This is a genomic window from Pedobacter sp. KBS0701 (assembly GCF_005938645.2).
In the GTDB taxonomy this organism is placed as follows: domain Bacteria; phylum Bacteroidota; class Bacteroidia; order Sphingobacteriales; family Sphingobacteriaceae; genus Pedobacter.
In genome coordinates, this window is sequence record NZ_CP042171.1 from 6,307,082 (window position 1) to 6,327,981 (window position 20,900).

Sequence of the window (20,900 nt, forward strand, 5' to 3'; positions counted from 1 at the left end):
CCGAGTCTTAAGTCTGTAGTAGGTTAATCGCTTTAATATAGTTATAGTTCATGAGCTACCGACCATGAACCACTAAACTATTGACAAATCAACCAATGCCTGATGAACAACTGAACTAATATCATCATCAATTATTTTTGCTGACAATAAGGCCAAAGGAATTCCCCCACCCGGATGTACGCTTCCGCCGCAGAAGTATAGATTTTTAACTTTTGAGCTGAAATTAGAGTGTCGTAAAAAGGCTGAAAACTGATTGTTGGAACTGTTGCCATACAAAGAACCCTGATACGATCCTGTTTTGCTTTCTATGGTTCTTGGATCGAGGATCTGTTCACAAATGATATCCTTTTCAATATTCCTGTTAAGAATCCGGCTGATTTTTTTGATAATATTTGTCCTTGCCTCCATAATCAATTGATCCCAATTTTGTCCTTTATTGGCGGGTACATTGATCATCACAAACCAGTTTTCACTATTCAGGGGCGCATCATTTCTTAAATGTTTAGCGCTGATGTTGATGTAAACAGTAGGATCATCACAAATGGCTTTATCTTTCCAGATGGCACTAAATTCCTTTTGGTAATCTTCAGTGAAGAAAATATTGTGTAAACCTAAATCACTGTAGTTCCCATCCATACCCCAGTAAAAAATCAATGCTGAACTGCTGCGTTCCTGGGTTAATAATTTTTTAGGTTCAGCTATGTCTTTGAGTAAATTTTTGTAAGTAAACCAGATATCAAGATTAGAGATCACCATATCTGCTTTGTAGGTTTTATCGTTAACTTTTACCCCGTTTATTTTAGGTTTGTTTTCATTGGTGTATAAAATTTCCTCAACTTTTTGGTCGTAATGAAACCTGATGCTCAGTTCTTCAGCCAATTTAATTAAAGCCTTGATAATACCGTACATTCCATCTTTTGGGATAAAAGCGCCAAAATGATATTCAAAATGTGGAATTACATTCAATGTAGCCGGCGCCTGATAGGGGTCTGAGCCATTATAGGTGGCATAACGGTTAAAAAGCTGCGTGATCCGCTCATCTTTAAAAAATGATTTGTTTGCCCTGGCCTGTGTTCTAAAAGCGTCAATCTGGCCAAAACGGAATATTGATTTTAAGGTATCCCAATGCAGGTAACTTTTAAGTTTGTGTAAACTCCTTTCTAAAAAAACGCGATGTGTAACCTCATAAATTGTCTTGCTTTTTTTTAAAAACCGCTGGACTTCTGCTGCTGTTGAATTGGTTTTTTCTTCTATATCCCGGGCAAATTTGTTAAGATCGGAGGTGGCATTTAACCTTAAGCCATCTTCGTAAAAGTAACGGCAAACTTCTTTTAGTTTAATGTATTTAAAATAGTCCTCAGGGTTTTTACCAGCCAGTTTAAACAGTTCATCCACATATTGCGGCATGGTAAAAAGGCTTGGACCGGCATCGAACCTGTAACCATTCATTTTTATTTCTCCGAGCTTACCTCCGGGTTTTGAGTTGGCTTCAAAAACATCAACATCGTAACCCTTTATGGAGAGGCGAATAGCAGATGCAATTCCTGCAATTCCGGCTCCGATAATTATGGCTTTTGGTTTAGGCATAATGCGAAAATAGAATAAATATTTTACTAACTTAAGGCAATGACTAAGGATGAAATTATAATTTATAAAAATGAAGAGGGACTGCCGGCAATAGAAGTGGTTTTCGGTAATGATACTGTTTGGCTTACTCAACAGCAGATGCAACAGCTTTTTAATAAAACTAAACAGAATATAAGTCTCCACATTAAGAATATTTTTAATGAAAATGAACTGGATAAAAGTTCAACAGTCAAGAAATCCTTGACAGTTCAAAAAGAAGGCAATAGATCAGTCAGCAGAGAAATCGAATTTTATTCTTTAGATGTGATTATATCAGTTGGCTATCGCGTAAAATCGGTTGAAGGAACAAAATTCCGTATATGGGCCAACCAGATTTTAAAAGATTATCTGATAAATGGGTATGCCTTAAATCATAAAAAATTACAAGAGCAAAGCCAGCAACTTATAGAATTAAAACAGGCGATTAAGTTGGTTGGTGCTGTTCAAAATAACCACTTGCTTAATAATGATGAGCTAAAAGATACTTTTAAAATTCTTACAGATTATGTTTATGCTTTAGATGTTCTTGATCGTTACGACCATCAGCAGCTGGAAAATGAAGTTTCTGGTCATAGAGGTAATTTTAAAATAGATTACGATTCTGCACTTGAAGCAATAGATGATTTGAGAGTGAAATTTGGTGGAAGCAAACTTTTTGGAAATGAAAAAGACCAATCATTTAAAAGTTCATTGTATACCATTTACCAAACATTTGATGGAGAAGAGCTTTATCCGAGTATGGAAGAAAAGGCGGCTAATCTATTATATTTCGTTGTAAAAAACCATTCATTTTCGGATGGAAATAAACGGATCGCTGCCTTTTTATTTGTTTGGTTTCTGGATAAAAATAAAATGCTCTATCGTGAAGATGGTACAAAAAGAATTGCCGATAATGCGCTGGTTGCGCTTACCTTACTCATCGCAGAAAGTGATCCTAAAGAAAAAGAGATGATGGTTAAAGTAGTTATTAATCTGATCAACTATAAAAATTAGCCTACTTCAATTCGGCTAAATACACTTTTGTTTGTTTTTCGATCTCGTTGGTCGCAAATTTAATGGCCGAACCTACTTTTGTGGTTTCTGCTTTTACCGGCATTTTATTAATGGTTGCCAGTGCATCCACATACCATTTGCACCAAACCTCGATAATATGCTTCTCGTCACTTGCTGCTTTTCCATCAGCAATTGCCTTTTTGCTGAGCTCAAATTCGGTTTTTAGGCGTGTCAAAGCATCCGCTTTAACTTGCGAAACAGTAGCTATAGCCGTGTTTTCATCGGCAGAAATTAAAGTATAAGCTGCAGTTAAACCACTTATCCCAACGTTTTTCATTTCAGTTGGCGAAACTTTGTCGATCCGGTCGTTATCCGTATGGTAAAATACATCGGTAAAGTGCCACATCAATAATCCCGGGATCTTGTTTTGTAAAAATGGGGTATGATCGCTGCCGCCTTCAAAAGGATTATAGTTAACTGTCCAATTGGCAAATTTTCCCTGTGCTTTACAGATATCGAAAATAAAATCGTTAAAATAATGCGGGAAAAGATCTTTCTCACCAACATCGCCGGCGCCCCATTCGGTGTGTTTATCTGTCCCTCTTGTCCAGATGGCGGATGGATCAGGCATCTTTTCAATCAGAAAAGAACCTCCGGTTTTTTTGGTGTCTTCGCCAACCATATCCAAACTCATTCCCCATAAAATGCCTTTGGCACGCGTAGTATCTTCTGTAATATATCTTCTGGTCGATACAATTTCATCACCCCATAACAAAGTCAGGCTGCGCTTCGGATTGATCTTTTTTTCCTGGTATAGTTCAGCGGTTAGTCTCGCCATTTCTGCCAGCGTTCCTACACCACTCGCATTATCATTTGCCCCGGGTTCCTGTACGTGTGCGCTAAACACAAAACGTTCAGTAGGATTTACACTACCTCTAACATTTGCTACAATGGTTAATTCTTCTGAAGGATATATTTTGGTCTGGATATTTACTTTCAATTTCGTTTCACCTTTTAAACAGGTTGCCTTTAGTTTTTCTTTAGCTGCATAAGATAGGAGCAGCGTCCACACTTCGCTATTGGCTTTCATGCTGCCGAACTGGATAGAAGTTTGATGAGTTTCTGGCTGGGTGTACTTCGGCATCGAATAACCTAAAACACCAATGGCGCCGGCTTTCGTTGCGATTTGAAGTAAACGTGATGGATTATTTTCTGAAAACAGGATTTTTCCTTTTAAATCCATTTTTTCTACTTCCGATAGAGTTATTTTTTCGATGTAAACCACATTTGCCGTAACGCCGCCAACAGGGGTTGAGCCGCAGTTAATGGGAATCATGTTGCGGTTGGTTTTGTATGAAATGAGCGGTTGTGTCTCACCTACAATATCAATATTGGCATCAACAGGTTCCCAGGTGTTATTTTTCATCGCTCTTTTTTCGATGCGATAAGTTAATGGGGCTTCGAATTCATTTTGCTTCTGTTCTACAAAACCAGCTTTTTTAAGGATGTTTTCTACATAATGGATACTTGCATTAAAACCCGTATTGCCAGGTACACGGAAATATTTTTCCACAAAAGCAGTGGTTTCGTACGCATTTTTTTCCTGGAAGCCAGGTCTGATTAGTTTAAAATATCCATCCGTCGGATTTTGTGCGTAACATGCCAGTCCCGCTATAAGCAGTAGAAAAAGTATCTTCGTTTTCATGATTATCTATAAAAACGAAAGATACTAAGAATATTTAATGTTGGTTAAGCGTAACGTTTGCCCGTTTTACGTTTTAGTCCTTCATCAACCGACAACGGACCAGAGCCAACCACCCAAAACATAATGAGCAGGAACAATACCAGCACCGAAAACCAAAGTTCCGAATTTGGTGTAGAGAAACCCGGGGTAAGGTTAATGAAAAACACGGCAAACAGTAAGATCGGGATCTGGATGACCACGGCAAAGCGGGTAACCAGGCCCAGCGTGATCAAAATACCGCCAACCAAATGTGCAAAGGCAACAACGTGAATGGCTACACTGATTAGTACGCCTGAAAAACCAAATACGTTGTTTTGTGTAATCATATTCTGGAGTACGGATGTGTCACTAACAAAAGAAACACCTTTTCCAAAAATGATCAGGCCGAGTGTAATCCGTAGATAATCCAGCCATTTTGAGTGATGAACATCTCCCCAATGTTCAATTTTACGGATAACGTTCATAATGAACCTCCATTTTTATGTGAATGATATATTAAGTTACGGATTTATATCATAATATCAAATAACATATTGAAAATCAAACTGTATCATCGGATTTTGTGAGCTGTATCTGGAATTTACTTTTCAACGTAATTCTTCGCCTCATTAATCCAGTCCTGTTCGGGTTTTAAAATTTTATCAGGTTTAATACCAACGTTATCTATGGCTATCCCTTCATCAATTCTTCTGCTTCTGGAAGTAGCCCAATAAAGCATGTAAGGCATACAGCTAAAATCTGCCCCTCTCATATTAGAATAATCTAAAACACCTGCGGTATGCTCGCCCATTAAGGTTACTTTATTACTTTGTTTAGCCAATAAGAGAAATTCTTCAGTAGTGCTTCCACAGTTTTTATTAATCAAAATGATTACTTTTTGAGGGTAGGGCGCAATGCTGTCTAAACTGATATTGCTATCATTGGAGAAAGAGACCAGTTTACCTTTACCTTTTTTCATCTTTTCAATGACACCACTAATAAACACCTTTTGATCAGGTGGAAGGCCATTAGTTGTAGCTATTGCAGCCCAACCTGCTATGTTGTCATCTGTAGAGAGTACATCTGCACCGATTTCTCTGAATGTGTTTGTGTAAAGATAGGGCGTTATCGGCCTGTAAGCAAAATCGGCGCCACCACCATTATTCCTTAAGTCAAGAATCAAGTTGGGCATTTTACTTAAGTTAGATCGATTTGCTTTAAACAAGGAATCTATGTTCTTTGCATTCAACTGGTTAAACGTGCTAATCTTTATATATAGTGTTTTTGTGGAAAGTGATTTACTCGCTACAGTTGCTTCACCAACTGGTTCTGCTGACGATTGCCTGCTTCCTTCTCTTTTAAAAGTGCCTAAAGCATTTCTCTTAATTTGTAATGACACATTTGTAGGAATATAATATCGATCATACATGATGCCTTTAAGCATATCCTTGCTGCTTTTAAGCGATAAGACTACCTGTCCAGGCAACCATTTGCCAGGTTTTGAAGAAATCACAACTCCGGCATAATCCCGAAAACTTGTTTTGTTTCTGACCACTGCTATTCGGGACGTAGAATCCTCAGTCCAATAAATGCCCATGATCCCTTTTGCGTTTTTAAGTCTTGCCAGTTCCTGGCTTGACAGGCTTAAGCGTTCCATTGCTTGAATACGTTCTTGTAATTTAGCTTCTTCTCTTTCTTTCGAGATCCTGTTTCTGCCTATTTGAATATGCCCATCTTTGAAAAAGGTTAACCACTCATTAATTAAATAAATACAGTGAGCAGATGTTGTTATTGATTGCGATTGCTCAAGCGCAGCCTGTGTGCGTTTATGATAGATAGCTTCTGTTTTAGCATTCACCTTATCTTTAAAACCGGAGTAATTTTTTTCAATTTTATCTTTAACATAGTTAAATTCCAGACTGCAATTACAATGCTGTGCAAAAGAGTTAAAAGAAAATAGGAATAAAAGTAATACACTGGTTAAGACGAATTTCATAGGAGGATAGCATCATTAAGCTTAAAAGACTACAAGTATAAAAAATAAATCTAATCCTCCGTTACCTATTGTCGCACATGGCAGCTAAGTTTAATGAAAAAGGGGCTTGTTTAATAATGCATGAGAGCTTGTTTTACCCGGCGATCTATTTGATGGTCACTTTGTACTAAAATGGTGAAGGTACAGTTAGTGAAATATAAAAACTGATGATGCCAACACAGATCGAAACTGAATTTTCGGATGGAGACAGCTTTAATCTTTTGATGTAAAATTAACACAAATTTAATTTGTACCACTTCGGTTTTCGGTATAAAATTTGTATTATTGCTTAAATAGATAGGTTTTTTATCATGAGCAAAGAAATATTAGAGTTTTCTGTACAGGTGGATGAAAAATTTGACCTAAAATTTAACTGGTTAGATGGCTTTTGGGGCGCTGCTTTTAAATTTTTTGGAAAATAATTTTTAAAATCAAAATTATATTAAATCAGTTGCCCTAAACTGAGCGGAAAGGTATTGCCTGATCTTTCTGATAGACCATTCATCTTTATCCTCAATTTTGCATTAGTCTTTAAGTTATTTATATTCATTCCAACTTTAGCGTTCAGTTTTAGTCTTTACCCTTTGGTCTTTCCTCTTTCAGCTTTTAGCCTTATCTTTGCAAAATAATGAGTAGAAGAAAGCCCGGTACGGTAACTATTGTTCCAAACGTACATATAATCGATATTGCTGAAGAGGGAAAAGGTGTTGGCAAGGCCGACGAGTTGGTCATTTTTGTTGACAAAGCCGTTCCTGGCGATGTGGTCGATGTACGCTTAACCAAAAAGAAAAAGAATTTTGCAGAAGCAATCATCGAGCAGCTGCATACAAAATCGGAACTCCGTACAGATCCTTTTTGTCCTCATTTCGGAACCTGTGGCGGTTGCAAATGGCAACACATGGGCTACGATGCGCAATTGAAGTTTAAGCAGAAAAATGTTGAGGCTGCGTTACAACGTTTAGGTAAAATAGATACTTCGGACACTGAACCAATTCTTGGTTCGGAAAAAAACAGGTATTACCGTAATAAACTCGAGTTTACTTTTTCGAATAAACGTTGGTTAGAAAAAACCGATATGGAACGCGAAGAGGATTTTGATATGAATGCGTTGGGTTTTCACGTACCCTTGCGTTTTGATAAAATTTTAGACATTGAGCACTGTTACTTACAGGATGAGCCTTCTAACTCGATCAGGAATTCGGTGCGTAAATATGCTTCTGATCATGGTTTATCTTTTTACGATCTACGTAACCACGAAGGCGCTTTACGTAACCTGATTATCCGCACTTCTACTACCGGAGAGGTAATGGTAGCGGTAGTTTTCGCTTATCCGGAGCAAGAGCAGATTGATGGTTTGATGGGTTTTCTTCAAAATGAATTTCCACAGATAACTTCATTGTTGTATATCGTTAACCAAAAGAAAAACGATACCATTTTTGATCAGGATGTGGCGGTTTTCTCTGGTCGTGATCATATTTTCGAAGAAATGGACGGTATACGCTTCAAAATTGGCGTAAAATCTTTTTACCAGACCAATTCTGAGCAAGCTTTTGAATTATATAAAATCACCAGGGATTTCGCCGGTTTTAAAGGTGATGAACTGGTTTATGATTTATATACCGGTGCAGGTACTATCGCGAATTTTATTGCAAAAAACGTGAAGCAGGTAGTAGGTGTCGAATATGTGCCAACCGCAATTGAAGATGCGAAGTTTAACTCCGAATTAAACGGGATTGATAATACCATCTTTTATGCTGGCGATATGAAAGATATCCTTACTTCAGAATTTATATTGGCGCATGGTAAACCAGATGTGGTTATTACCGATCCGCCACGCGCTGGAATGCATGCAGATGTAGTACAAAGGTTACTGGAAATGGAATCTGAAAAAATTGTTTACGTAAGCTGTAATGCGGCCACGCAAGCAAGAGATTTGGAGTTACTAAAAGAAAAATACGATGTGGTGCGCATTAAACCTGTAGATATGTTTCCGCATACACAGCATGTAGAAAATGTAGTATTGTTAAGGTTAAAGTAATAGAATTGATTGAAAGAGTGAAGGATTGAATGAGGCAATTAGGCTTTAACATTCAACAATTCACTCAATCAAAATTCAATTAGTAGTTAGGTATGGATAGAGAAGAATTATTAGGCGCAACGCCCGAGGAGAACGGAGCACCACAAAAGAAGCAGGAAAGTCCGCTGGTAAGCTTAGAAAAAGACCTGGAGTTTTATGCTGATGCGATTAAAGAAGTAGCAATAGAAATTATGGTTGAAGGGATTTCGGCCCACCCTATTTTTATTGCGCACCAACACGAGGTTAACATTGGCGAACTTATCTTAAACAAAGAAGAACTTAATACTGATTGGACCATACAAGCTTCTACCCTGGAAGAATTTGTTGAAAAAGGAATTATTAGTAAAGAGAAAAAAGAGCCGTTTTTAAAAGTGTATAAAAAACCAGAGGATTTTATGTGCGTATTCGTAATTGTTCCCGAAGGTGCTAATTTTATTTATTATCCGTATAAGAAAGGTAGAGGATAAGGAAGACTAATGTTTTAATTGCTCACTTTGTTGAATAGTAAATTTTTTACCCTGACATGATTTAGTGTAAAACCTGTAATTTTATCTTTTGCGTATTTAAATGTAATGTCAGTCGTTCCTGCTTCCCAGATTCTAAACTTGTTTTTTTGGAGCAATACCAGGTTTAATCTGCCATTTGGCATAACCAATTGAAAATCGTCATCCTTTTGAAGGATTTTGTAATATGAGTTAATTTCATTGTTATAGAAACTCATTTCACTGTCCTTAAATGGGCTTGTTTCGGTAATTTTTATTCTTATTGCTACAGTCGTTTTTCCGTCCTGTATAATCTCTAATTTATTCATCTTTCCACCTACAGCTACCTTAAATTGAAATGTAATATTAATAGTATTATCAATATAATATAGCGAATCATTTAAGGGGATGATTGGATAATTAATTTCATTCCACCCTTGTAAAATCGTCAATTTACTGCTGTTGCCAGATACATAGAAAATCATATTGCTGTCATTTTCAAGTTTATAATAGCCTGTATAGGTTAATGCATCTGGGTTTATTTTCTTTGAATATGGTGTTTCAGTATTATTTTTATCTATATCTTCCAACTGATCATTTCCCGGATAGATTTCCTCAAAAATTTTATCTGAAATATCATCGGGGCCGAAATTGTTTTCAGGACTAATAGTATCATTGTTAGTGAAAACAACAATGCCTAAATCTTCATTTGGAAAGTAACGCATAGAAGAGTGATATCCGGATAAATCTCCGCCATGAGATATTAATTTTTTATTTTTATTTGTTGTTACAAACAGTCCGCCAGCGTAAACAGTAGATTTACCATCATTGGTTTTACCGATCTTAAGCATGTTTTTCCAAACGCTATCTCCAAGAATGGTGTGCCTTTTCATTTCTGTAAACCACTTATCCCAGTCGCTAATTTTACTATAAACATTTCCCTGGCCAAGGGTTTTTGTATGAAGTATATTTTCGGCAAATTTTTTATTCTCTAATACATAGCCATTCGCTTTATCAAGAACTTGATGCGTTCTCGAAAAAGTAGTGTTATTCATCTTTAATGGCTTGAAAATGTACTTGTCGGCATATTTAACTAAATCCATGCCTGATACTTTTTTAATAATTAAAGAAAGTAAAAAATAACCCGAATTACTGTAGCTAAACTGATCGCCTGGAGTAAAGTTTAATGAATGCTGACTGGCTATTATTTGATAAGCATTCTCGTCATCAATTAAAGTGTTTTCATCAAAATTTACCAACCAGATTAATGTATCGTAATCTCTTAAGCCACTTTGATGATGTATTAAGTGGTCTATTGAAATGCTATCAGCATATTTTGGCAAATCTTTAAAATATTTTGAAATTTTGTCGCTGGTTTTTAGTTTGCCTTGAGCCTGAAGAAGATAAATGCAGGCCGCAGTAAATTTTTTACCATCAGAAGCAATATTAAAAGATGTTTCAACTGTGTTATTTCTATTGATTTTTAAATCTGCCAAGCCAAAACCTTTCTTGTAGATAAACTGACCATTTTTTACAACCCCGACTGCAAAACCAGGTTCGTTGGGTTTTACGATACCAGACAATACACGGTCAATTCTTTTTGATAATGGGGTTTGCCCATAACCCAGGGTGCTTAATAAGAGAGTGATAAAGAGAATAATTGAGATTTTGCTTTTCATACGGTAAATGTATGATTATTGACGATGAGGAATATGAAAGGTTGCATGCATAATAAAAAAACGCCACTTTGCATCCACAAAGCAGCGCATTATTATTAACTAAACTAAACTTTTAATTTACGTGGTGCACATCTCCACTTTTTGAGCTTGATGTTTTCTTGAGTGAAGCATTTCCTTTATAACTTATATCACCACCACCACTGGCACTGGCCTCTAAGCCTTTATTTACATAAAGATTTACGTCAGAACCACCAGAAGCCTGAACTTTTGCATAATCTGTAATTAATTCATAAGCGTCGATATCACTGCCACCACTAGATTGAATGGTCATATTTTCTGCTTTACCTTTTAAATCGATATCACTACCACCACTTGATTGAACAGATAGATCGCTGCATACAACCGTTAATTTTAAGTCTGACCCACCAGATGAGCGAATAGCAAGTTTATCGGTTTTGATCTGATTTTGTGTAAAAACATCCGACCCTCCAGATGCTGCAATTGCATTTAGGCTTTTGAAACTTACATAAGCTTTAATGGTACGGTTTTTAAACATACCGCTCCATTGGATGCCGTCTTTAAATTTTATGGTAACATTACTGCCACTTTGCTCAACAATAATATCTTTTAATGTTTCCGAATCTGATTTTATGCTCACACTTTCACTGCCACCTTGGGTTAGGTATAAGTCAATTCCACTGCTCACGCCGATACTATTGAAATTTTTAACCGTGAAGCTTTTAGTTTCCTGTGCCTTAGCTATATAGCTGGTTATGGTGATCAAGAAAATGGCAGATGATTTGATAATGATTTTCATAGTCGTTTTTTGTTAAATGATTCTGAAGCTATCATTACGCGATATTGTGCAACAAGAGCTTCGATGTTGTGTTTTGGTTATAAGTATTAGACGCATCTCTGATGAAAACGTTGCAAACAATCGAAATTATTTTTCAAATAGTTTGAATTTCATCCTTAAAATCGTTCTTTTTGTATTCAATCCTTTTATACAATGGCATCGCAATTACTTATTCTTAACAAGAAACAGATTCAGCAGAAAATAGACCGTATCGCTTATCAGATTTTGGAAGATAACCTGAATGAGAAAGAAATTGTATTGGCGGGTATCTGGGACCGCGGCTACAAATTGGCATTAAGATTAGAAAAGGTATTAAAGAAAATTTCTGGCTTTAAATTAACCTTGCTGCGCATTGATCTGCAAAAGGAGAGTAGCAAATTGGTTGCTTCAACCGATCTCGATGAAAGCCATTGGAAAAATAAAGTGATCATTATCGTTGATGATGTACTGAACAGTGGTAAAACTTTGGCCTATGGGCTAGGTGTCTTCCTAAATACCCCACATAAAAAAATCCGCACTGTGGTACTGGTAGACCGTAGCCACAAAATTTTTCCCATCGCAACCGATTTTGTTGGTCTTGAGCTGGCAACTATCTTAAAAGAACATGTAGATGTGGTGATGGATGTGGAAGGCGAAGAAGATCGGGTTTATTTGAGCTAGGAAGGTGTAAGATGGAAGAGGTAGGATGGGTGTGGGACGTAATAGCTATCGTCTTCGTCTGTAATGAGGATGCAAGAGAACAGCGATTTCATCGCTGATTAAAAGTTGTTTTAGAATTTATTGCACCACATTACAAATGTGAATCTCGCCGATCCTCGTTTTTAATGATTACTATAGCTACGAAAATTTGCAATTCAGCTCAATTTTTTGCAATTTCCCGACATGTATCAGCCCAGAAAAAATAATTTGATTTTCAGCTTTTTTTCCTGGTACATCCAATTTATCATCAAAAAAGATTTTGCATCATTTCAGTATGATCAAATGGAGGTTAAACCAGAAGCTTCTATATTGGTTTTGGCCAATCATTTCAGCTGGTGGGATGGCTTTTTCCTTTTTTATATCAACAAAAAAGTATTTAAAAAGCAATTTCATGTTTTAGTAAATGCCGAAAATTATAATAAAGTGGGTTTTCTAAGGTATCTTGGTGCTTTTGCTGCCGAAAATAAAGGTAAAGATGTTTTAGAAACGCTTAATTATGCAGGCAAACTGTTAGACAATCCTCAAAATCTGGTACTTGTATTTCCGCAGGGCAAATTGTATTCAAACCATTTAAAGGGCATCAGTTTTGAAAAAGGGGTGATGCAGATGATCAATGCCAGTCAGAAAAAGATCAGTATTTTTTTTGCAGCTACCTTTATTGATTATTTTTCAAAAAGAAAGCCCTCCGCCTATACCTATCTGCAGCATTGGGAAAATGAGGAGTACGTGAGTTTACAATTACTAAAAAGCGCCTACAATAAACATTACGATCAATCGGTTGTTAAACAAACTCAGCTAATTGAATGACAATTTTTATTTACGCCGTTTTAATTTTTCTGGTGATCCGGTTTTCGGTTACTGTTTTCAATTTCCTCTCTAACCCGAAATTGCCGAGAGTGGTTAAACACCATCATGATAAGGTTTCGATCTTAATACCTGCGAGAAATGAAGCAGGTAATATATTAGAATTACTTGTTTCAATAAAAAATCAGGATTATATCAATTATGAGGTTATTGTTTTAGATGATAACAGCAGTGATAATACTTTCGGTATAGTGGAGAAATTTTGCCTTTCAAATCCACAATTCAAAGTGTTAAGCGGTAAAGCGCTACCTCAAAACTGGCTTGGGAAAAACTATGCCTGTCATCAGCTAAGCGAATTGGCTACCGGGAAATATCTTTTGTTTATTGATGCAGATGAATCCATAAAAAGAGGATTGATCAACAGTTTAATTGCCCGAATGGAAATTGGAAACCTGGCCTTACTGAGCGTTTTTACGAACCAAACTATAAAATCGATAGGTGAGTGGTTAACGGTGCCCTTAATGCATTTTATCTTGTTAAATTTATTGCCTTTGCGTTTGGTTAAGCTCTCTAAAAATCCGGCATTTGCAGCAGCAAGCGGGCAGTGTATGTTTTTTAATGCCAATAATTACAAAGAAAACCATTGGCATGAGCGGGTTAAACACCAGGTTGTAGAAGATGTAGAGATTATGAAGTTGGTGAAACAAGAAAAATTTAATACTGAAGCGCTTTTAGCCAACGGACTGATTTATTGCAGGATGTATAAGAATTTAGGCGAAAGTTTAAATGGTTTCAGTAAAAATTTACTGGCAGGTTTTGGGAATAACATGATAATATTATTACTTTACCAGCTTTTGGTAACTATAGGGCCGGTAATTTTAATCTTAAACTTTAATGTTGCTTTACTTGTATTACCATTAACCTTAATAGTGTTAAGTAGAATAATGATCTCTTATTTATCGGGCCAGCATGTTTTGATAAATCTGATTTTACATCCCTTACAGATGTTGTTCTTCTTCATTATATCATTCATTTCTATAAAGAAACATATTTTTAAAACGAGTACATGGAAGGGCAGAACGATCAAAACGATTTAAAAATTAAAAGGATTGCAGTTGCAATAATTGTCGTTTTTCATTTGGTGGGCTTGTTTGGCTTCTTAATTCCAGCTGCCCAGCCTTATTTTATCAAACTGGTTCCCTTTCATTTATTGCTGATGTTTGCCGTAATTGTTTTTTCGTACAATGCGGATATGAAACGATTATTGTTGCTGATTTCGGGTGTGTTTCTCTGTGGCTTTTTAGTCGAGGTATTGGGTGTACACACCGGAAAGATATTTGGCAGCTATTATTACGGTGATACATTGGGATACAAAGTTGCTGCGGTTCCATTATTAATGGGTATAAATTGGGTAATCCTTATTTTCAGCATTGGACAAATGATGAAAAGTATGAAAATCAGGCATAGTATTTTGGCTTCGGTGTTTGGTGCGCTTATATTGGTTGGTTTTGATTTCTTTCTTGAACCTGTGGCCATGAAATTTAACTACTGGCAATGGGACTGGCATGAAATTCCGGTTCAAAATTACGTGGCCTGGTTTATCGTTTCGGTAATCTTATTGAAGTTTTATTATGCTTTAGGCTTAAAACAACAGAAATATATCGGTATAGCTATGTTTGCCTCGCAGTTAATCTTTTTTGTTGTTTTATACATGACAACAGGAACAAATATTTTTGCTTAATTTTGTATGACAATGGGTTACAACTTACAGGTTAACATCGATAAATCATCAGGCTTTTGCTTTGGCGTAGTGTATGCGATAGAAATGGCCGAAGATATTTTGGATAACGAAGGTTATTTATACTGCCTTGGCGATATCGTTCATAATGATGAGGAAGTGGAGCGTTTAACCAACCGTGGATTAAAAATCATCGATCACGAAGTTTTAAAAAACTTAAGGGATGAAAAGGTTCTGATCAGGGCGCATGGTGAGGCGCCTTCAACTTATCAATTGGCTTTAGAAAATAACCTTACCCTGATTGATGCCTCTTGTCCGGTGGTGTTGAAATTGCAGAACAGAATTAAAAATTCCCATGATGATGATGAGCAGGTGCTTATTTTTGGGAAACACGGTCACGCCGAGGTAATTGGTCTCCAGGGTCAGACAGATGGTAAAGCCATTGTTTTTCAGGATTTAGCTGAATTAGATAACGTTGAGCTTCCTGCTAAATTTACATTATATAGCCAAACCACTAAAAGCACCGATAAATTCTACCACATTAAGGATGAATTATTGAGCCGCGGTTACGAAGTGAAAGCTAATGATACGATCTGCAGGCAAGTATCTAACCGATACGAAGAACTAGAAAATTTTGTAGGCCATTACGATAAAATCGTTTTCGTTTCGGGCAAAAAATCATCTAATGGAAAAGTGCTTTATGATGTTTGTAAAAAACACAATGACCATTCGTACTTCATTTCTAATGTAGAAGAATTAGATCAGGCCTGGTTTAACGAAAATGATAAAGTGGGCATCTGTGGAGCCACTTCTACACCGATGTGGTTAATGGAGAAAGTAAAGGCTGCATTAGAGCAGTATTAGATTGTAAGAAGATCTGACTAAGTATTAATAGATAGATTTATATAGTAGAATCGTCATCTCGACTGGAACGCAGTGGAATGGAGAGATCTGCTTTGATAGATCTCCCAGCTTCGTTGCACTTCGCTCAAGATGACGGTGATTATAGTAATATAAATTGAAAAAGATAAACCCATATACCGGAATTCTGGTTGCGTTAACCGTAGTGACCTGTTGGTTTACGTCCCTCTTTTTCTTGTTAAACTGGCATTTTAACTGGAACAATCCTTTGGTTTATCTGATGGTTTTTGTTCAGATGCATTTGTACACCGGTTTGTTTATTACCGCTCACGATGCTATGCACGGAACAATATCGCCGAACCAAAAGGCCAATAATTTTATTGGCTATCTTTCTGTTTTCCTTTACGCAGGTTTTTTCTATAACCGCTTATATGCCAAACATCATCAGCACCACAATTACGTACATACCGAAAACGATCCTGACTTTGCGCCAGATGGTTTTTGGAAATGGTACTACCGTTTCATGTTAAATTATGTTACCATTATACAATTGATCATTATGGCAGTAGCTTATAATGTTTTGAAAATCTGGATTGCTGAAAAAAACCTGTTATTGTTTTGGGTACTGCCTTCACTATTAAGCACTTTCCAGTTGTTCTATTTTGGTACATACCTGCCACATAAAGGTGAACACGATAACGAATACCATTCTACTACTTTGAAGAAAAATCATTTTGTAGCCTTTATAACCTGTTACTTTTTTGGTTACCATTTCGAGCACCATCAAAAACCAGGTATGCCCTGGTGGCAGCTATATAAAACGAAAAAATAATATCATTAGTTGTGTAGTCAGATGTTGCCATCTGACACTAAATTATGCCATTTTTTGATTCCCTAGTGATATTTTATTTATTCTAACTGTCAGATAGTAACATCTGACAGCACATCATAGTACGCCAACAACACATTAAATAGGGTTTAAAAACGCTAGAAACCTGCACAAAACCAGGTTTATAAACCTGACTGTACGAAAATCCTTTTTGTGGTATAAACGTTTAAAAATGAATTACCGACCGCAAAAAGATTGTAGGGAAGGCAGGGCTACACTTAAATAGACTTGCTGCCTTTGCTTTTCTAATAAATAAGCAGCAGATACAATATATTTTGACCTAAAAATGTCGGCAATCACATTTTTAGCATAGGGAAAAAACAATAAAAAGGCGATATTTGCGCCACGAAACATATTCTTAATAGATGAGCAAAAAGGGAATTTTACTGGTAAATTTAGGCACACCTGATAGTCCGGCAACGGCTGATGTTAGAAAATACTTAGACCAATTTTTAATGGACGAAAGGGTAATCGATATTCCGAAGTTGAACAGGACATTATTGGTGAAAGGAATCATTGTACCATTCCGTAGTCCCAAAACTGCAAAATTATACAAAGAAATATGGAATGAAAATGGTTCGCCATTGTTATTCTACAGCAGGTTACAGGCTAAAATGTTACAGGAAAGGCTGGGTGATGATTACCATGTAGAACTGGCCATGCGTTACCAAAGTCCATCTATTGCCTCAGCACTCGCAAATTTAAAAGCAGGTTTAGTGGAAAGTATTCAGGTAATCCCGATGTTTCCTCAATATGCTTCTGCGAGTACAGGTTCGGTAATGCAGCTGGTTATGGAATTGGTGAGCAAATGGCCAACCGTTCCTCCAATTTCGTTTGTGAATTCGTTTCATGATAACGAACTGATGATTAAAGTTTTTGCAGAAAATGCCAGAAAGCACAACGTAGAAAGCTACGATCATGTATTGTTCAGTTTCCACGGTTTGCCAGAGCGTCAGTTATTAAAGTGCGATCATACCGGAAATTATTGTTTAAAAAATGCCAATTGTTGCCAAACCTTAAACGATACCAATAAATTTTGTTATTCTGCCCAAGGACATGATACCGCCAGGCTGATCGCTAAAGAATTAAACCTGTCAAAAGACCAATATACCGTTTGTTTCCAGTCGCGTTTAGGTAAAGAGCCATGGGTGCAGCCTTACACTACAGATGTGTTAAAGAAATTAGCTGCCGAAGGTAAAAAGCGCTTATTGGTGTTCAGCCCTGCTTTTGTGGCCGATTGTTTAGAAACGCTTTACGAAATCACGGTAGAATACCATGAAGAATTTAAAACTTTAGGTGGCGAGCATGTTCAGCTGGTAGAAAGTTTGAACGATAGCCCCGTTTTTATTGAGGCACTTGCCGGAATGGTTAAATAGTCTTAGATTTAAAGATGGCGAACTTTATCATTTTAATGGGGGTATCTGGAAGTGGTAAAACGGTTATCGGAAGGGCTTTGTCGCCAAGAATAAATGCTGAATTTATAGATGGCGACAACCTGCATTCGCAACGGAATGTAGATAAAATGGCTGCGGGGATTCCCTTAACAGATGCTGATCGTTTGGATTGGCTGCAGTTGATTGCTAAAGTTGGCCGTGAACATGCTGCTCATGGAACGAACTGTATAATTGCCTGCTCTGCGCTAAAAAAATCATACCGCGATCTGTTGAGAGCGGATAATACATCCATGCGCTTTGTGTATTTAAAAGGAAGCTTCGATTTGATCCATGATCGGATTGTTAAACGTTCACATCAATATATGCCTTCCAGTTTATTGCAAAGCCAGTTTGAAACCCTGGAAGAGCCACAGGCTGATGAAACAGATGTATTTACAGTTTCCATCGACCAAAGTATTCCTGAAATTGTTGAAGAAATTGCTAAGGCTGATGTGATTTCGTAATCATCGAAATAATCTGATTGGTTGCCCCTTTTTTATCTGCAACATATCTTTTAGCCTGGTCTGCAGCATCTTTATTTTCTAAGAAATCTTCAAATGCATTAATTAAATCAATTGTGGAGCTGATGCTTTCTGCTGCTCCAATGTCAATCAGATCTTTTGCCTCCTGAAATTTATCGTATTTAGGTCCGAAAATTACCGGTAGTCCAAATGCTGCGGCTTCTAAAGTATTGTGGATGCCTATTCCAAAACCGCCGCCAATGTAAGCCACTTTTCCGTATTGATATAATGAAGAAAGCATACCGATGTTGTCTACTATGAGCGTTTGGTGTTCGGCGTTTGGCGTTTGATTAGACGAACTGAAAATTGAAAACCGCACATTGTTAACTGAAAACTGTTTCTCTATACTTTCGATATGGCTTTCGTGGATCTCATGTGGGGCAATGATAAACTTCCAGTTGGGGTATTTTTCTGACAGGGCCGATAATATTTTCTCATCTTCTGGCCAGGTACTTCCACAAATTAAAGTAGGCGAGTTGCCAATAAAGCTTTCGATAAGAGGAAGCGCTTTGGGCGATTGCGCATTTTCATAAACACGGTCGAAACGGGTATCGCCACTTATGGTTACATTATTTAATCCGATTGATTTTAAAAGATTTTCGCTCTCTTTATTTTGTACGAAAAAGTAAGTAACAGATTTTAAAATATTGCGGTAAAAGTTGCCATACCATTTAAAAAATGCCTGACTTTCTCTGAAAATTCCAGAAATCACGTATAAAGGAATGCCCTGATCTTTCAGTTCCTTAAAATAGAAATGCCAAAACTCATATTTAGTAAAAATGGCCATTTCAGGATTAATACTACTTATAAAACGCTTAGCGTTACCAGGAGTATCAATCGGGAGGTAAAATACATCTGCCAGGGCATAATTTTTCCTGATTTCATATCCAGAGGGAGAAAAAAAAGTAATTATAATTTTCTTAGCAGGATAAAGGTTTTTTATTTTTTCTAATACGGGTCTGCCCTGTTCAAATTCGCCTAAAGAAGCAAAATGAAACCATATATGTTTTTCAGCAGGATTAATTTTCTGAGCAATTATGTTAAAAATATTTTTGCGCCCTTTTATAAAGAGTTTAGCCTTAGGATTAAATAATGAGAATAGCTTAATGAGTAAAGTATAAGCCCAAATTCCGATGATGTAAAGTAATTTCATATCTTCGTGCCAAGATAAAACGAATATATTTAAAAAGCTTAAAAATATATGGAAGCCTCACGATTTTACCTAATATTCAACTGAGTAATAAACTTTGCTAATTGCTCTTATAGCTAACCAAAATTAAAAACATCTTAAAAAAATAAAATTGTTTTTGATGGCCGGAAGTTATACGATTTGCAAAAAAAAAATCGATCTTGGCTATTATTATAACAGTATAGGTAGAAAACTATTAGCTCCTAACCCTCCGAAGAGCGGACAAAGCACAATTTGCAGTAGTAGGGAGTTTTAAAAAACAGAATATGAACGAAAGAAAGGAAAATTTCCCTTCAGGAGATTTAGGAAGTAGAAAAAGAATATTGATTACGGGGGCAGCCGGATTTTTAGGCTCACACCTTTGTGATCGTTTTGTAAAAGAGGGGTATTCCGTTATCGGGATGGATAATCTGATTACTGGTGATTTGGCGAATATCGAACACTTGTTCAAGCTGGAGAATTTTGAGTTTTATAATCATGATGTTTCCAAATTTGTGCATATTCCGGGTAAACTTCATTACATTTTACATTTTGCTTCACCTGCAAGTCCGATTGATTATCTTAAAATCCCGATCCAGACACTTAAAGTAGGTTCATTAGGTACGCATAATCTTTTGGGTTTGGCCCGTAATAAAAATGCAAGGATGCTGATTGCATCAACTTCTGAAGTATATGGCGATCCGAACGTAAACCCACAGCCTGAAGAATATTGGGGTAACGTAAACCCGGTTGGTCCACGTGGTGTTTACGATGAGGCCAAGCGTTTTCAGGAAGCCATTACCATGGCTTACCACACTTTTCATGGCGTAGAAACCAGGATCGTTAGGATTTTTAATACTTACGGACCGAGAATGCGCCTGAATGATGGTCGTGTTTTACCTGCTTTTATCGGGCAGGCTTTAAGAGGTGAAGATTTAACCGTCTTTGGTGACGGAAGTCAAACACGCTCTTTTTGTTATGTTGATGATCTGATAGAGGGGATATACCGTTTATTGATGAGCGACTATGCCCAGCCGGTAAACATTGGTAATCCTGATGAAATTACCATCAAACAGTTCTGTGAGGAAATTATTAAACTTACAGGCACTACACAAAAAATTGTGTACAAAGAACTTCCTCAGGATGATCCGAAGCAGCGCAGACCGGATATTACTAAAGCCAGGGAGATATTGGGCTGGGAACCAAAAATTGGACGTGCGGAAGGATTGAAAATTACATACGAATATTTTAAATCATTGCCTCCAGAGGCACTGGAAAAAATAGAACATAAAGATTTTACCACATTTAACCGTTAA

The 20,900-nt window shown here is 36.8% G+C and carries 20 protein-coding genes; 13 read left to right on the forward strand and 7 right to left on the reverse strand.

The genetic code is table 11. The annotated features are described in order from the left end of the window. Positions 1-72 precede the first annotated feature (72 nt). A complete protein-coding gene (gene crtD, locus FFJ24_RS25770) occupies positions 73-1,587 on the reverse strand; it encodes a 1-hydroxycarotenoid 3,4-desaturase CrtD (RefSeq protein WP_138820046.1) in 1,515 nt (504 codons plus the stop codon). Positions 1,588-1,626: 39 nt separating this feature from the next. On the opposite strand from crtD, the gene rhuM reads away from it, so the two are divergent. Next, positions 1,627-2,619: a virulence protein RhuM/Fic/DOC family protein gene (rhuM, locus tag FFJ24_RS25775; RefSeq protein ID WP_138820048.1), complete on the forward strand. Its 993-nt coding sequence runs from the start codon at positions 1,627-1,629 to the stop codon at positions 2,617-2,619. Between the two features lies 1 nt (position 2,620). Here the strand turns inward: rhuM and FFJ24_RS25780 are convergent, their stop codons facing one another. From FFJ24_RS25780 to FFJ24_RS25790, 3 genes are all read right to left on the reverse strand, one after another. Further along, on the reverse strand, positions 2,621-4,324 hold the full coding sequence (locus FFJ24_RS25780; protein WP_138820049.1) for a M28 family peptidase: 1,704 nt from the start codon (positions 4,322-4,324) through the stop codon (positions 2,621-2,623). A gap of 44 nt (positions 4,325-4,368) precedes the next feature. Beyond that, on the reverse strand, positions 4,369-4,827 hold the full coding sequence (locus FFJ24_RS25785) for a DoxX family protein (protein WP_138820051.1): 459 nt from the start codon (positions 4,825-4,827) through the stop codon (positions 4,369-4,371). Positions 4,828-4,943: 116 nt separating this feature from the next. After that, positions 4,944-6,338, reverse strand: coding sequence for a S41 family peptidase (locus FFJ24_RS25790; protein WP_138820052.1), 1,395 nt, complete (start codon positions 6,336-6,338; stop codon positions 4,944-4,946). Positions 6,339-6,688: 350 nt separating this feature from the next. Between FFJ24_RS25790 and FFJ24_RS25795 the strand changes: the two genes are divergently transcribed. The 3 genes from FFJ24_RS25795 (at position 6,689) to FFJ24_RS25805 (ending at position 8,921) form a co-directional block, all read left to right on the forward strand. Continuing rightward, positions 6,689-6,799 (forward strand): hypothetical protein, encoded by a 111-nt coding sequence (locus FFJ24_RS25795; RefSeq protein ID WP_025145553.1) that lies wholly within the window; start codon positions 6,689-6,691, stop codon positions 6,797-6,799. Positions 6,800-7,005: 206 nt separating this feature from the next. Next, positions 7,006-8,415: a 23S rRNA (uracil(1939)-C(5))-methyltransferase RlmD gene (gene rlmD, locus FFJ24_RS25800; RefSeq protein ID WP_138820053.1), complete on the forward strand. Its 1,410-nt coding sequence runs from the start codon at positions 7,006-7,008 to the stop codon at positions 8,413-8,415. Between the two features lie 92 nt (positions 8,416-8,507). After that, on the forward strand, positions 8,508-8,921 hold the full coding sequence (locus FFJ24_RS25805) for a hypothetical protein (RefSeq protein WP_121287793.1): 414 nt from the start codon (positions 8,508-8,510) through the stop codon (positions 8,919-8,921). A gap of 14 nt (positions 8,922-8,935) precedes the next feature. Here the strand turns inward: FFJ24_RS25805 and FFJ24_RS25810 are convergent, their stop codons facing one another. Then, positions 8,936-10,615 carry a serine hydrolase gene (locus FFJ24_RS25810; RefSeq protein ID WP_138820055.1) on the reverse strand — a complete coding sequence of 560 codons (1,680 nt, stop codon included), beginning with the start codon at positions 10,613-10,615 and terminating at the stop codon, positions 8,936-8,938. Positions 10,616-10,727: 112 nt separating this feature from the next. Then, complete coding sequence (locus FFJ24_RS25815) at positions 10,728-11,432, reverse strand: head GIN domain-containing protein (RefSeq protein ID WP_138820057.1); 705 nt, start codon at positions 11,430-11,432, stop codon at positions 10,728-10,730. Between the two features lie 192 nt (positions 11,433-11,624). On the opposite strand from FFJ24_RS25815, the gene FFJ24_RS25820 reads away from it, so the two are divergent. The 8 genes from FFJ24_RS25820 to FFJ24_RS25855 all read left to right on the forward strand — a co-directional run bounded on the left by FFJ24_RS25820 (position 11,625) and on the right by FFJ24_RS25855 (position 18,359). Then, positions 11,625-12,131, forward strand: a complete 507-nt coding sequence (locus FFJ24_RS25820) for a phosphoribosyltransferase family protein (protein WP_090502125.1) — start codon at positions 11,625-11,627, stop codon at positions 12,129-12,131. A gap of 246 nt (positions 12,132-12,377) precedes the next feature. Continuing rightward, positions 12,378-12,977 carry a 1-acyl-sn-glycerol-3-phosphate acyltransferase gene (locus tag FFJ24_RS25825; protein ID WP_246862702.1) on the forward strand — a complete coding sequence of 200 codons (600 nt, stop codon included), beginning with the start codon at positions 12,378-12,380 and terminating at the stop codon, positions 12,975-12,977. Further along, positions 12,974-14,071: a glycosyltransferase family 2 protein gene (locus tag FFJ24_RS25830; protein ID WP_138820061.1), complete on the forward strand. Its 1,098-nt coding sequence runs from the start codon at positions 12,974-12,976 to the stop codon at positions 14,069-14,071. The genes FFJ24_RS25825 and FFJ24_RS25830 overlap by 4 nt, the downstream gene beginning before the upstream one ends. Then, a complete protein-coding gene (locus FFJ24_RS25835) occupies positions 14,041-14,715 on the forward strand; it encodes a carotenoid biosynthesis protein (protein ID WP_138820063.1) in 675 nt (224 codons plus the stop codon). The genes FFJ24_RS25830 and FFJ24_RS25835 overlap by 31 nt, the downstream gene beginning before the upstream one ends. A 12-nt stretch (positions 14,716-14,727) precedes the next feature. After that, the gene (locus tag FFJ24_RS25840; protein ID WP_138820064.1) at positions 14,728-15,576 is read left to right on the forward strand and encodes a 4-hydroxy-3-methylbut-2-enyl diphosphate reductase; all 849 of its coding nucleotides are present in this window, start codon (positions 14,728-14,730) and stop codon (positions 15,574-15,576) included. 154 nt (positions 15,577-15,730) lie between these two features. Beyond that, positions 15,731-16,405, forward strand: coding sequence for a fatty acid desaturase (locus FFJ24_RS25845; RefSeq protein ID WP_138820066.1), 675 nt, complete (start codon positions 15,731-15,733; stop codon positions 16,403-16,405). Positions 16,406-16,827: 422 nt separating this feature from the next. Then, positions 16,828-17,838, forward strand: a complete 1,011-nt coding sequence (gene hemH / locus FFJ24_RS25850; protein ID WP_138820068.1) for a ferrochelatase — start codon at positions 16,828-16,830, stop codon at positions 17,836-17,838. 14 nt (positions 17,839-17,852) lie between these two features. Continuing rightward, positions 17,853-18,359 (forward strand): gluconokinase, encoded by a 507-nt coding sequence (locus FFJ24_RS25855; RefSeq protein ID WP_138820070.1) that lies wholly within the window; start codon positions 17,853-17,855, stop codon positions 18,357-18,359. Here the strand turns inward: FFJ24_RS25855 and FFJ24_RS25860 are convergent. Beyond that, on the reverse strand, positions 18,337-19,569 hold the full coding sequence (locus FFJ24_RS25860) for a 3-deoxy-D-manno-octulosonic acid transferase (RefSeq protein WP_138820072.1): 1,233 nt from the start codon (positions 19,567-19,569) through the stop codon (positions 18,337-18,339). The genes FFJ24_RS25855 and FFJ24_RS25860 overlap by 23 nt on opposite strands. Positions 19,570-19,871: 302 nt before the next feature. Here FFJ24_RS25860 and FFJ24_RS25865 point away from each other — a divergent pair, with 302 nt between their 5' ends. After that, a complete protein-coding gene (locus FFJ24_RS25865) occupies positions 19,872-20,900 on the forward strand; it encodes a UDP-glucuronic acid decarboxylase family protein (RefSeq protein ID WP_138820074.1) in 1,029 nt (342 codons plus the stop codon).

Coding starts and splice junctions, on each gene's coding strand:
- FFJ24_RS25785 (WP_138820051.1), bottom strand. CDS start 4,827: ATGAACGTTATCCGTAAAATTGAACATTGGGGAGATGTTCATCACTCA.
- FFJ24_RS25835 (WP_138820063.1), top strand. CDS start 14,041: ATGGAAGGGCAGAACGATCAAAACGATTTAAAAATTAAAAGGATTGCA.
- FFJ24_RS25820 (WP_090502125.1), top strand. CDS start 11,625: ATGGCATCGCAATTACTTATTCTTAACAAGAAACAGATTCAGCAGAAA.
- FFJ24_RS25780 (WP_138820049.1), bottom strand. CDS start 4,324: ATGAAAACGAAGATACTTTTTCTACTGCTTATAGCGGGACTGGCATGT.
- FFJ24_RS25830 (WP_138820061.1), top strand. CDS start 12,974: ATGACAATTTTTATTTACGCCGTTTTAATTTTTCTGGTGATCCGGTTT.
- FFJ24_RS25805 (WP_121287793.1), top strand. CDS start 8,508: ATGGATAGAGAAGAATTATTAGGCGCAACGCCCGAGGAGAACGGAGCA.
- FFJ24_RS25810 (WP_138820055.1), bottom strand. CDS start 10,615: ATGAAAAGCAAAATCTCAATTATTCTCTTTATCACTCTCTTATTAAGC.
- rlmD (WP_138820053.1), top strand. CDS start 7,006: ATGAGTAGAAGAAAGCCCGGTACGGTAACTATTGTTCCAAACGTACAT.
- FFJ24_RS25840 (WP_138820064.1), top strand. CDS start 14,728: ATGGGTTACAACTTACAGGTTAACATCGATAAATCATCAGGCTTTTGC.
- FFJ24_RS25790 (WP_138820052.1), bottom strand. CDS start 6,338: ATGAAATTCGTCTTAACCAGTGTATTACTTTTATTCCTATTTTCTTTT.
- FFJ24_RS25815 (WP_138820057.1), bottom strand. CDS start 11,432: ATGAAAATCATTATCAAATCATCTGCCATTTTCTTGATCACCATAACC.
- FFJ24_RS25855 (WP_138820070.1), top strand. CDS start 17,853: ATGGCGAACTTTATCATTTTAATGGGGGTATCTGGAAGTGGTAAAACG.
- FFJ24_RS25795 (WP_025145553.1), top strand. CDS start 6,689: ATGAGCAAAGAAATATTAGAGTTTTCTGTACAGGTGGATGAAAAATTT.
- crtD (WP_138820046.1), bottom strand. CDS start 1,587: ATGCCTAAACCAAAAGCCATAATTATCGGAGCCGGAATTGCAGGAATT.
- FFJ24_RS25865 (WP_138820074.1), top strand. CDS start 19,872: ATGAACGAAAGAAAGGAAAATTTCCCTTCAGGAGATTTAGGAAGTAGA.
- FFJ24_RS25860 (WP_138820072.1), bottom strand. CDS start 19,569: ATGAAATTACTTTACATCATCGGAATTTGGGCTTATACTTTACTCATT.
- hemH (WP_138820068.1), top strand. CDS start 16,828: ATGAGCAAAAAGGGAATTTTACTGGTAAATTTAGGCACACCTGATAGT.
- rhuM (WP_138820048.1), top strand. CDS start 1,627: ATGACTAAGGATGAAATTATAATTTATAAAAATGAAGAGGGACTGCCG.